Raw genomic sequence first — 12,337 nt, forward strand, 5'->3', positions numbered from 1 at the left:
GTTTTGTCAAGGAAATAAGCAACAAAAAAGAGCTTTAAAAGCTCTTTTGACTATATGTCTAATTTTATTATGTCTTCGTATGTTTCGCGCTTGACGACGACTTCGCTTTTATCTCCGTCGATGAGGACGACCGGCAGGCGAGGTATGCGATTGTAATTGCTTGCCATGGAATAGTTGTATGCGCCCGTGCCGAGGACGAGCAGATGATCTCCGGATTTTAGTGGTGCGATTTCAGCGTCTTTTAATATGATATCGCCCGATTCGCAAGCGCGCCCTGCAACCGTGATGGTCTCTCTAGCGTCGTCGTTGGGGTTTTCAACGCGGAGGGCAGAGTATAGGCTTTCGTATAACGCATATCTTGGGTTATCCGCCATACCGCCATCGATTGTGACATATTTTCGCACGCCTTCGATGTTTTTTATATTGCCGATGGTATAAACCGTTGCACCCGCATCTGCGACTGTGCTTCTGCCGGGCTCGATTAAAAGTTTTGGCAGAGGTATGCCATTTTTCTCGCAAGCGTTAACGACTTCTGTCGCTAAAGCCTCAATATAATCCGCCTTACTAGGGACGAAATCTGCGTCTGTATATCGCACGCCAAGCCCGCCGCCGAGGTTTAGCTCTTTGGTTTCGAATCCGTACTTTTTGTCTATTAGCCCTGCGAAATCTACGATTTTGTTAGCGGTTGTTAGGAATGGGGCAGGGTCTAGAATTTGTGAGCCGATGTGGCAATGTAGCCCGATTAAGTTGATGTTTGGATATTCGTCTAAGCTCGAGATAAATTCTTCAGCCTCGCCTGCTTCAAGCGAAAACCCAAATTGCGAATCCAGCCTGCCGGTTTGGACGAACGCGTGAGTATGCGTATCTACGCTTGGCTTGATTCTAATAATGGCATTAACCGTTGCACCTATCGAACCTGCGACTTTGTTGATGTTTTTTGCATCATCGAACCCGTCGATAACAAAAACGCCGACTTTTTTCTCGATAGCAAGCTTTATCTCGTCAGGAGATTTATTAACGCCATGGAAGTATGTTTTGCTCATGTCAAACCCTGCGGCAGAGGCTGTGTAAATCTCTCCGCCGGAAACAAAATCTGCTCCCGCGCCGGCATCGTGGCAGAGGTCGTACATGAATTTTGCAGATAACGCCTTGCTCGCATACAAAACAAGCGCAGGCGCAGGGTAATATTCTCCTAGCGCGTTTTTATAGTCCATTAAGTTCTGAATTACTTTGCGTTTGCTGATGAAATAGGCAGGAGAGCCATATTTTTCGACTAAATCAAGAACGCTGACGTCTTCGATTTTTAGCGTATTGCCTGCGATTGAAACCATTTATTCTCCCCCAGATAATGCGTCTTCAAGCCAGAAGCCGCCTAAATCGAGAGCGGCATATAGCCCGTCTCTTTCGGCTTTTTTGATCACCTTTTCTCTGCCGGGAGCTTCGTTTGTTTGGAGAGTTACTGTAACCCTGCCTGCGATTTCAAGATCGCCCTCTTTGGTAGTGTCCTCAACCGAAAGCATAATGATGTAATCTGCTTCTTCTGCGCCGTAGTATATCAGGTTTTCTTTGCGTTGCAGAGGTTTTCCCTTGTATGTAAGTTTCTTCATGTTATCGGTTCTCCTATTTAGCGTACTCTGTCGCGCGGATTTCACGAATGACATTAACCTTGATTTGACCAGGGTATTCCATCTCGCTCTCGATTTGTTTTGCGACATCTAGGGCTATCATTGTGATATTCTCGTCTGTAACAAGCTCAGGTTTAACAATTATGCGGATTTCGCGACCGGCTTGAAGAGCAAACGCTTTTTCAACGCCTTTAAAGCCTCCTGCGATACGCTCTAAGTCTTCTAAACGTTTAACATATGTTTCGATATTTTCACGTCTTGCACCAGGTCTTGCGGCTGAAATTGCATCGCCAGCTTGGATTAGGATTGCAGCGATTGAAGATGGTGTAACGTCGCCGTGGTGGGCAGCGATACCGTTTACGACGATGTCTTTCTCGCGATATTTTTTAGCTTGTTCGGCGCCGAGAGCAGAGTGGGTGCCTTCGTGTTCATGGTCAATCGCCTTGCCGATATCATGTAATAGACCAATTCTTTTTGCTAAGACCGGGTCTAGCCCAAGCTCAGTTGCCATCAGCCCCGCGATTTGAGAAACTTCGATAGAGTGTTTCAGGACGTTTTGACCATAACTCGTGCGATATTTTAATCTGCCGATAAGCTTGATAAGCTCAGGGTGCAGGTTATGTATTCCGCAGGCAAGCGCAGCAGCGTCGCCCTCTTGTTTTATGATTTTGTCAAGCTCTTTCACACTCGCATTATACGTCTCTTCAATGCGCGTTGGGTGGATCCTGCCGTCTTTGATTAGGTTTTCTAATGTTAGCCTAGCTATTTCGCGACGAAGTGGATCGAACCCGCTGATAACAACGGCTTCAGGTGTGTCATCAATAATAAAATCAACGCCTGTTAATTGTTCAAGCGTTCTAATATTTCTGCCCTCGCGCCCGATGATGCGCCCCTTAACTTCTTCGGTCGGCAATTGAACTACAGAAATAGTCGCCTCGGCAACATGGTCTGCAGCGCAACGTTGGATGGCGCCCGTGATGATTTCTTGGGCTTTCGTGTCGGCTTCGTCTTGAGCCTTTTCGTATTCTTCTTTGATAAATTTCGCAACGTCAAGCTTCGCGTCATTTTGCATCTGCGCGACTAACTGTTCCTTTGCTTCGCTCGCGGTCATTCTCGCGATTTGTTCGATCTTTTTAGTTGCTTCTTTTTTTAGTGTTTCAAGTTGCTCTTTTTCTTTTGTTAATTCAGCTTCTCTTTTTTGCAGATTAGCCGCCGCTGCGTCATATTCTGCGCCGCGTTTATCCAATTGTTCTTCTTTTTGGATAGCACGTCTTTCTAATCTCGACAGCTCTAAGCGACGCTCTTTTTCGTTTTGATCGCCCTCTGCTTTAATTTTTATTGCTTCTTCTTTTGCTTCTAAAATTGCTTCACGTTTTTTGTTTTCTGCTTGCTTTTCAGCATCTTGCAGAATATTTTTAGCTCTGTTTTCCGCTGTTCCAACCTTTAATTCGCCTTGTTGTTTGCGGTAGAAATTTCCTGCACCAAACCCTGCGGCTGAGCCAGCTAGGATGATGGTGATCCATATATAAATACTTATTTTAATCACTCCTTTATTTTTATGAAAGGAGCTACTTAAACACTGTATATATTGTACACTTATTTTCGCAATTTGTCAAGGTCAAAAATGTTACAGAATTATTTGTTAACAGAATTCTTATAAGATAACAGGCAGTAATAATAGTCTTTTATATCGACTCCGCTGTGAAGATGGATAAAAAAATTGTTATTATATTTAGTTTGGTAAATATATTCGCTACGAAGGAAAAATAGGCTTAGCAAAATGCTTTCGCCCTCAACCGTTGCTCTTACTTTGGTTTTTGAAAATGAAACGTTTTCAGGAAGGAGCTCTTTTTTTATTTGAATATATATTTCGTCGTTATAATAAATTTTGGAATAGTCGTTGGAGATTATTGCTTTTGCATTTAACGTAGGCATTTTTATAACGCAAAGTAGCACTATCGCTAATGCCACTGATATTATAACAATTGTTTTTTTCATAATAACTCCTAGTATTAATTATTTGATAAATTGTTTCGCTAAATTGCCTATAATTGAAAGATTTCCTTTTAGTAGTTGAGATATTATCCATGTGGCATTAATAGCTTCGAAGACAATTCCGTTATCATCAAACCCTGGTTCTGTTAGCCCGCCCATATCGGCTTGATGAGAGCTATCGGGTTTAATTCCTAAACTATATGCCGCCCAATGCAACAATAACTCTGTGTATAACCCGCTAATGCTTCTTCCAGAAAGATAATCAGGATTAATTAGTTCTAGATTGTGGTACAACTTTTCTGCAAGGTCTAACCCCTTGCCACATAAAACTATTTTTAGAAAATCATTGTAATCAAAGTCAAATCTAATTATGCCGTTATCTTCAATATATGTAATCAATAATCCGTCGACGAGCATGCTTAATGACGCGCTTTCGTCGGTGTTTATCTCTAGTCCGCATCGGCAATTTGGATGGGCCGGCGGGATGTCTTTTAATAAAAACGTGCGCTCGGAATACTCTTCGCATTTTTTACACATTCGTTCGTCTTTTTCAGCTATCCAAAGCACTCTTTGTGTCTGAAGTGCTTTTGCCAAATCCTCGTTATTTGAAGCTTGCGAGGACATCGTTTCATATACGCCTAGCATATGGGCGAGCAAGTTTGTTAGTTCGTCGTCGCCGTCTTCGATAAACCCTTGTGCGACTTCCATGATGCTGATTTCATCTTCTGTTGATAATCTCCTTGGCTTTTTGTTTTCAATATTTTTCTTTAGTATTTCTAAGTCGCCTTTTGAAGGCGTTGGTGTGTTTCTCATATTATCATCTCCTAATAAAATTTATTCTCTCATGTTTTTTTATCAGGAGTATGCGTTTATTTTATATCATGTTTTGGATTTTGTCAACGATTCTTGCATATATACTATATTTTTTGCATATAGCGAAGATTTTTTGCAATAAAAAAGCTCCTACTTTGCGGGAGCTTTTGTTTTATTCGTCTTCCTCGTCTAGGATTTTTTTGGCTCTTTGCATAGCTTGCTCTTTCATTGCTTGGTTCGCCGCCTGTCCGTTCATCGCCATCCTGTTTTTGCGCATAAATTCCAATGTTTGCTCTAAGATTTTTTCGCTCTCATAGAATTTTTTCTCGATTGTTTCGTTTGTTTGAAGAGTAATCTCGCGGGCTTTCCTACGAGTATTTTCTTCTTTTTCTGTTGCGCGTTTGTATGCCTTGCGCATAATCTCGTGGTCATCAATCATAGAAATCATGTTTGACTCAGCTTGTTTAACGATGATCTCGGCTTCTTTTTTTGCTTCTTCGATTAGTTGGTTGCGTTGAGTCCATATGTATTTAGCTTGGGTCATCTCTGTTGGTATCTTTACGCGGATTTCGCGAATGACTTCCATCGCGGTTTCTTTATCAATTAATGCGCGCCCAGATAGCGGCACGTTTCGTCCGTTTTCTATTACGTCTTCTAGATTATCGATAAGTTCAAATACTTGACCTAAGATATTGTTGTTATTGTTCAAGTTTCCCACTCCTTGTAAGGACGAAGATATTTTTTTCCCCGTATTTTTTCGTGCTCAAAATTTTAAAATTATGATTTATCTCTTGTTTGTTAGTCTCGCAAATTATATATTTTTTTGCTAAATCGTTTTCATCAATTAGCGCTAACGCCTCTTCAACGTAATCAGTTTCATATGGTGGGTCTAGGAAGATGATGTCGTATTTTTTGTTGCAAGATGATAAGAATTTTTTGAAGTCTTGCGGATGCACCCTGCCATTTAGTTCTGTTAGTTTTAAGTTTTTTTGGATAATGTCTTTGGTGTTGACGTCGACAAAATCGCAAAAGGCAGCACCTGCTGATAAAGCTTCCAAGCCGAACGCTCCGCTACCTGCGAAAAGGTCTAGCACGCGTGCGTCTTCTAGCTCAAATTGGATAATGTTTAGGACGGCCTGCCGAATCTTATTGGATGTCGGTCTTGTGGTGGTTTTATCGGGCATATAAAGCGATTTACCTTTTGCCTTGCCCCGCGAAATTTTAAGCTTTCCTAACATATGCTATATAATACCATAATCTAGCATAAAAGTCAATGATTTTGCGAAAATAAAAACAAAAAAAGACGAAAAATTCGCCTTTTAATTGTTAAGAAAACTATGAGACGTCGTCATTTTTGAAAGTTTCTAAGTATGAGATCGAATATTCATATGCGATTCTAGATTCAAAATTTTCATCGTCGATTCGCTTTTTATATTCTCGGGATTGAACGCGCCCTTTACACCTAAGCGCATCGCCGACTTCTAGGTCTGCCGCTTCTCGTGCGTTTTTGCCCCAAGCTATGGCTGGTATGTAATCAGATTTATTGAATTTTCTGTTTACGGCGAGCAGCAAATCGGTTATTTCCCTGCCGAACGGCGTTTTGCGATAGATAGGTTTCTTACAGACGAACGCTTGGACGAACAGCTCGTTGGTCGAGCTTTCTGCTTCTTCTTGAGATGCGAATTGCATTTCATTAACATAGACCGTTAAAATAAGCCTCGCGCCGACACCGGAATAATTATTGAACGAGCGGAACTCGCCGAATATGTGCGCGTCATCGCCTTCTGCGAACTTATCGCATATGGTTTTTGGGCATACAACATCTAGGATGTCGTGGCTTTCGGATAGGCGAGGGACTCTGATTTTGAATGCGCGAAATTCTTCTCCATGGCTTTCGTGTGAATATACAGGGTCGGTTATCAATCTCCCGATGACCTCTAGTTTATTATTAGCATTTGCTTCCATTTTATGTCTCCTTACATGTCTAATTAACACATCTTATCTCTCTAATAAATATATTGTGAATAACGAAAATATATTACAACGATATTGAATGAACTATGGATTTTTTCTCCCCTTCTAGTTCGATTGAAACTTTAGAATTAGCGTTTAGACCAACAGGATAATCGAATACAAACTCGGAAACATCTCCTTGCTTGTTTACGGTGCCGACCAATTCTCTGTTGGGAGCGTCGTCTGCCTTAACATAGACCTTTATGAAAGCGTTTGCGTCGAGTTCTGCCTTGATGGTGATAAACCCACTGATGTCGCCTGCGGAGAAGTATGGCGATTTATAGCTCCAATCTTTATAACCACCATTTTTTGAATATAAGCTTTTTAATACAGAATTCGATGCCGCAGCGACTATATCAAACCCGTTCTTATAGAAAGAAACGAAATTTTCGCCTTCGCATATCTGCCATGATTTATTTATAGTATCGTATGTAAGCATAACAGACGGGTCGTCTTCGAAGTTAAATAAAAGATAATAAAATTCTCCCACAGCGCAGGCTTTTGGCGGAGTGGTAAAGAAACGCTTGCGGACTTTTTCTAAATATTTTTTGATTTGCCGAGAGACGACTTCAACCTTCCCCCCACTATATGAATACACTCGCCCATTGCCATACCAAAACAGAGTGCCTAGCACATCTGCGATTGTGTTCCCATGAGAGGCGCCACAATTAGATGCAATTGCGGTGACCTTGTGTTTGAATTGGTCGTTTGCTGGGTCGACATCTAATATTGGATAGTTTGTTGAAATTTTGTATATGCTGGTCGGCGTGAAGAAAAATATCGAGCCTTTGTATGAGACTAGCCCGCGGCAGGTTTCGCCGGGTGCGCCGACGGTTATATAGTCATACATCTCGTTCATATAGTCGCAATGATCTTGATTTGTAACTAGGCTGGTGTTGTGTGTTGAATTTGCTACGACGATTCTGCTCTCATGAAAACACATATATTCAACAGGAAAAGCTTGGTTATATGTCATAACGGTCCCGTCTAAAAGAACGACTTTCATTTCGCCTGTAGATGTGTAGAAAACTGTGCAATTGCCGCCTTGGTTGGCGTGGAAGAAGATGGCGTGGCAGAACAGTCCGCTGTGGTTTAATGTTGTTATGCTCTGCGCTAGGTCCATGTCGTAAATTGTAGTTGTTGTTGAGTTGGTTCTTACGGCTTGGAACCAGTGACCGTTATGTAGCTTACCGCAATCGATGACATTTCGAGCTGTCGAGGCAAGGAAAATTTCATATTCGTCCTTTGGCGCGAGAGCAGGCATGTTTTCGGTGGAGACATTAAAAGCATCACGCGCTTCTGTTGGCTTTAGGTTATACACCGCAGGAGAATAGTTTATGCCGCCTGAAAAATCATTTATAACTATTCGCTTGCTGCTTTTCGTGGTGCTTGGTTTCGCGCTCTGCTCATTCGGCGTCTGCGCGTCTTTCCATTTTTCATACATTAACATCACGCACCTTTGGGAATCCGTTAACGTACTCGTCGTTATGATTTTTTATCTCGCTATAAAGTTCGTTAAACTCGTGACTGTAGTTGTTCGCCAGCGTGATTTTGTTTTCAGCCTTTGCAATTAGAGCGATTGTGCCGGCTTTAACAACCTCAACGCAATCTTTTTTGATGTTTAATAAATCAACTAGGCTTTCAACTTCTGGGAAACATGTGAAATAGATTTTAAAGCATTCTGTCTGTTCAGTGACAGGAGTGAATCTTATTTTATCGTCTTCTATTATTTCGTATATGCGCCTTAGTTTTTTGTCTAGGTTAATAGGAAAATATTCAACGCCTTCGCTAGAGACAATTTTTTTAATGCCCGATGGCATGCAATCGCTAGGGAGCTCATACTCATCGACTCCGCCCGTCGTGTATATTATGTCTGTCATGCTTTTGCCGACATCACGCCATATTGTGCGCAGAATGCTGTTTAAAAAAATCATTATTTCTTCGTCGGTTTTAGATGTGTTATAAAAAAGTCTTAAGATATTTATAAAATTTTGAGTTGTCATAGTTTTCTCCTTAATTTTTAGTTATTTACCCCTAAAAGGGGTGCCTCTCTAGTTTTTAGAGAGGCAAAAAGTCTGATTAGATTATGCAGAAGGTTTCACAGAACCAACAATGCCTCTCCAATCACCAGCTGCTGCAGCCATACGTGTATAGCCATAGAACAACCAGTCTAAAGACCCGCTAACAGGTTGAGACCCGAAGGTTGGTCTTTCTCTCCAAACGAATGCAAGGTTTTCAGTGTTGCCCGCTTTAACGAAAAACGCGTTATCGTTAGCTAAGTAATCTAAAACAACAAGCTCTAAGTTTGGTGCAGATGTTGTTAAACCAAGTGTTGATAATGTCACAGGGTTTAAAATTGCGCGTGCTTGATATTCGTCGTTCGGGTGAACAATCAAATATTTAGGAATCGCGCCGATAGGAAGAGTTCCAGAATGGTCTGTGTGCGAGCGAACCATTTTAGCCGCTGCTTTCAAGCCATCCTCATCTAGAGCCACCGTTAGCTTGTTAGATTTAGAACCCGTGCTGCTTGGGGTTGTCGGTTTGTGATTTGTAGCGAATAGGTTTTCGCCGTTTACAGCAGGAGTAGTAAACCCGTCTGATAGAACGTTCGCAGCAATCGTTTCGATAGTTGCATAAAGCGAGCGTCCAAGAGCCTTTGCGTTACCGCCAATACCGGCATTGCCCGAGTATACGCCGAACTCATCATCTTGCAAAAGTTCATACGAGATGGTGTAGCCTTTGTCGTATCTCTTTGGAGCAATCATTGTAAGCGCAACTTGCTCGATGTCTTCTGTTGCGATTGGAGAACCTTCAGTGTTGGCAGACCAAGCAGAGAAAGATTTGCCGAGGTATAACCCCATGTTTTTTGTCTTGATGTCGAATTGTTGGAAGAGTTTTGTGAACTGATGAGGAGTTGCCTCATAGCTATCGTTGAATAGTTTGTTTTGTCCAGCACGTAAGTACGTACCGAAATTACTTCTTGTAAGCATTTATTGCCTCCTTTAATATTTTTTTGTTGCACACTTCCCAAAAAGCACGAAGCGAAAGGCGCCCGAGAGTATTCGGCGACAATAGATTTTTTAACGACCTTGTCTGGTCGAGGATGAACCTCAATTGCTTACATGAATTTTAGATATTCTTCGGTAGACATGCCGTATTTTTCTGCAGCTTTTATGTGCTCCGTGTCGAGCTTCGTGCGTTCGTCTTTTGCTGCTGCGCCACCGCCGGATAAAGATGCAGGGACGTCTTCCGACTTTCTTGTTAAATAGTCCGCAAAAGCCATTGCCTCGGCATCTTTTTTTATTTCAGCATATTTTTTTTCTGCAAAAAGTGCGTTATATGCCGTCTTTAAATTGCAGCTGTTATCGCTCGCATATGTTTTGATCTCTTCGATGTAGTTGCCTGCGTCGCTATAAACTGGGTTTTTAATCAGTTCGGCAAACTCGGTTAGAAAATCGTTTTGATTATCAGGTTTTACAGCTTCGGTCGCCTCATTTGCGACGCTCAATTTATTTTCTTCTATCAGGGTTTCAACTTCTTGTGATTCCATTTGGAACATCTCCTTTAACTTTCCTAAAATTTTTTGCCCACGAACGAGTTCAGGGTCCGCGAGCCTTTGTTTAAACTTCGCGCGTTCTTTTTCGAGTGCGCGCAGGGGGACGGTTCTATCGCTCATATGCGCCTCCTATTTATATAATTTTCGATTGATATATTCATCGATTGTGATTGTCCTACCGCTCCAGCCACAAGCTGGGCAACGTGCGTAGTTGCCTTTATCCCAACCTTTGTCGCGATATGCAAATCGTTCACAGGCAGGGCATATTGCGCGGTTTGAATATGTCCTTAAGACTTCGCTGGCAGACATATTCGCGGTGTCTTCTTGCCAGAATTGATGTTTGGTTGCGTGGTTTACTAATTTTTCCGCATCCATTTTTTATAGCTCCACTTTGATTTCGAATTCTGCCGTGGCTTTATAGCTATCCCTCTCGCCGTCTTCGCCTAGCAAAGGAATATTTTTGAAGATTTTGTTAGACAACCAGACGAACTCGCCGTCTTCGCCTTTGAACGCTTTTGAGCTACTATAATACGCCATAGCAAGCGCGAAGCAATATTCAAATACGTTTGATAATGTGTTTTTTAATATCTTTCTTTTATAATCAAGCGAAATATTTCCTTGCCTGATAGCGAGCTCAACTTCGGTTGCCGTCCTTTGAGTTTCTTCTGTTGTGCCTGCTAATTGATCTGAGAAACGTGATACGATTTGCCTCTCGTAATTCAGTGCCTGCTCACGCCTGCGCAATGGATAATCTGGCATCTCTGGTGGCGTTAGGTACCTCGCGCCGTCAATGTTCGCCGTCGGGATGATAAGCCCAGAATCGTTTGTCCATTTATCTAGGTCAATGTTGCAGGAGATGTCGACAAGCCTTTGCGGGTTGCCGGATAGCCTTGCGTTGCTACGGATTTGGTCGTCTAATTCGTCTACCAAATCTTGTAGCGGGATAAGAAGCTCTGCGTCGCCTTTTGCCCAGATTGAGCCTTCGCGCCGGTATAGTGGGGTGACGAAGTATGGGTAGCGGTTTATAGGGTAGAACCCGTCGCCGTCGCGCTTTTCGAAGCTGTCGTATAAAATGATGCCGCAGCCAGTGATTTCAACTAGCCTTAGCTTGCTCTCGGTTCTAAACCAAGCTAGAATGTGCAGGTATGTATTCGCGTCTTCTTGCGAGATCACGCTGCCTGTTGGGTCATAATTCTTTTCGATTTTGTCCGCGATGTCGCTGCCGTAATATTCCTTCGCCCACGATATTGGTTTACGCAATGTTTCGATGACGAACTCGCCTTCGTTCAATTTCATCGGGTCTGTTATTCTAGGGTCTGGGAAGAAGTACGCGGGGTTGACGCTTTCGATCGTCGGCAAACCATAGCCTGACGCGGCAGTAGGGTCGTATATAACTCGCAAGACACCTGTGCCAAACTTAACACGCCTCCGCTCATGCGAATCGATTAAGTTGAACATATCGTTTTTCTCCTTGATAAAGTTCAAAATCGTTTCGGCTTTTTTTGCATAGGCTTTCTCGCTCGGGCTTGCAGGCAAGCATTTTACTTCGATGTCTTGGTTCGCTAAAATTGCGACTTGCCCCTCAACGCATGGGTGGATTATGTTGACATTTGTGTTTATCTCGTCGCCATGATTGACATTGTGCGCAATCCCCTCCCAATAAGCCTCGATGCGTTCCCAAAGGTCGAAAAACCCTCGTTCGTCTTTATCTTTCCAGGCGGATTTATACCAGCCAAGGATTTTCTCTGCAAGTAATTCATTTTTCTCTGTGTAGTCTTCCATGTATTGCCTCCTTTTAATAAATTGACTATATATAATTTTTGTGGTATCATGTTAGTTATGAAGATTAATAGCTTGTTTTTCGGTTTTTTTAGAGGGTCGCCTTCATTTGGCATTTCCTGTGTAAACTCTATTTATTCACTAATTGCGCTGGTTTTTATTATAGTTTTTTCAGTTGCGCTGATTAACTCTTCTAAAAACAATTCTAAAGAAGCAATATTTTCTTATGTTAATGCGAATTATGATAAATTAGAAAAAATTACGGCAAACGAAATAAATGAAGTTTGGGATTTAGATTTGGAATCACTAGAAAAATACCAAAAAACAAAAGAAATGGTTTTAAATGTCGTGCAAGGTGATACGATTGTTGAATGCATACGAACTAGAGAATATGATGGAGAAACAATCATCGATTTTGATTGTAGCGGTTCGGGAAGAAACATGGGGTTCTATTATTCAAAAAATGATACACCTTACTCGGCAGGTTATTCAATGGAGCTAGAAAAAACCAATTCAATAGCTTGGCATGGAAAAGACCCTTATAATGATTCAAGCG

Annotated in this window: 14 protein-coding genes; 1 reads left to right on the forward strand and 13 read right to left on the reverse strand. The window is 42.0% G+C overall.

Annotated elements, in window-relative coordinates:
• Positions 1-50: 50 nt before the first annotated feature.
• The 13 genes from lysA to ACYVTD_RS02820 form a co-directional block, all read right to left on the reverse strand.
• Complete coding sequence (gene lysA, locus ACYVTD_RS02760; protein WP_461246251.1) at positions 51-1,331, reverse strand: diaminopimelate decarboxylase; 1,281 nt, start codon at positions 1,329-1,331, stop codon at positions 51-53.
• Positions 1,332-1,607: a hypothetical protein gene (locus ACYVTD_RS02765; RefSeq protein WP_461246252.1), complete on the reverse strand. Its 276-nt coding sequence runs from the start codon at positions 1,605-1,607 to the stop codon at positions 1,332-1,334.
• Between the two features lie 13 nt (positions 1,608-1,620).
• Entirely contained in the window at positions 1,621-3,171 is a 1,551-nt protein-coding gene (gene rny, locus ACYVTD_RS02770; RefSeq protein WP_461246253.1) for a ribonuclease Y, read from the reverse strand.
• A gap of 89 nt (positions 3,172-3,260) precedes the next feature.
• A complete protein-coding gene (locus ACYVTD_RS02775) occupies positions 3,261-3,623 on the reverse strand; it encodes a hypothetical protein (protein WP_461246254.1) in 363 nt (120 codons plus the stop codon).
• An 18-nt stretch (positions 3,624-3,641) separates the two neighbouring features.
• Positions 3,642-4,433, reverse strand: coding sequence for a hypothetical protein (locus ACYVTD_RS02780; protein ID WP_461246255.1), 792 nt, complete (start codon positions 4,431-4,433; stop codon positions 3,642-3,644).
• A gap of 172 nt (positions 4,434-4,605) precedes the next feature.
• Positions 4,606-5,142, reverse strand: coding sequence for a hypothetical protein (locus ACYVTD_RS02785; RefSeq protein WP_461246256.1), 537 nt, complete (start codon positions 5,140-5,142; stop codon positions 4,606-4,608).
• Positions 5,132-5,671 (reverse strand): 16S rRNA (guanine(966)-N(2))-methyltransferase RsmD, encoded by a 540-nt coding sequence (rsmD, locus tag ACYVTD_RS02790; protein WP_461246257.1) that lies wholly within the window; start codon positions 5,669-5,671, stop codon positions 5,132-5,134. Before rsmD ends, ACYVTD_RS02785 begins: the two co-directional genes overlap by 11 nt.
• A gap of 97 nt (positions 5,672-5,768) precedes the next feature.
• The gene (locus ACYVTD_RS02795; RefSeq protein ID WP_461246258.1) at positions 5,769-6,398 is read right to left on the reverse strand and encodes a single-stranded DNA-binding protein; all 630 of its coding nucleotides are present in this window, start codon (positions 6,396-6,398) and stop codon (positions 5,769-5,771) included.
• A 73-nt stretch (positions 6,399-6,471) separates the two neighbouring features.
• A complete protein-coding gene (locus tag ACYVTD_RS02800; RefSeq protein ID WP_461246259.1) occupies positions 6,472-7,890 on the reverse strand; it encodes a hypothetical protein in 1,419 nt (472 codons plus the stop codon).
• On the reverse strand, positions 7,883-8,449 hold the full coding sequence (locus ACYVTD_RS02805) for a hypothetical protein (RefSeq protein WP_461246260.1): 567 nt from the start codon (positions 8,447-8,449) through the stop codon (positions 7,883-7,885). The genes ACYVTD_RS02800 and ACYVTD_RS02805 overlap by 8 nt, the downstream gene beginning before the upstream one ends.
• Positions 8,450-8,530: 81 nt before the next feature.
• A complete protein-coding gene (locus tag ACYVTD_RS02810) occupies positions 8,531-9,436 on the reverse strand; it encodes a phage major capsid protein (RefSeq protein WP_461246261.1) in 906 nt (301 codons plus the stop codon).
• A gap of 128 nt (positions 9,437-9,564) precedes the next feature.
• Positions 9,565-10,122 carry a hypothetical protein gene (locus tag ACYVTD_RS02815; protein ID WP_461246262.1) on the reverse strand — a complete coding sequence of 186 codons (558 nt, stop codon included), beginning with the start codon at positions 10,120-10,122 and terminating at the stop codon, positions 9,565-9,567.
• 258 nt (positions 10,123-10,380) lie between these two features.
• Entirely contained in the window at positions 10,381-11,784 is a 1,404-nt protein-coding gene (locus tag ACYVTD_RS02820) for a hypothetical protein (protein WP_461246263.1), read from the reverse strand.
• A gap of 57 nt (positions 11,785-11,841) precedes the next feature.
• On the opposite strand from ACYVTD_RS02820, the gene ACYVTD_RS02825 reads away from it, so the two are divergent.
• Positions 11,842-12,337 (forward strand): hypothetical protein (locus ACYVTD_RS02825; RefSeq protein WP_461246264.1); only part of this gene is annotated, 496 nt, incomplete at its 3' end.

The sequence above is a fragment of the Treponema sp. R6D11 genome, assembly GCF_054786075.1.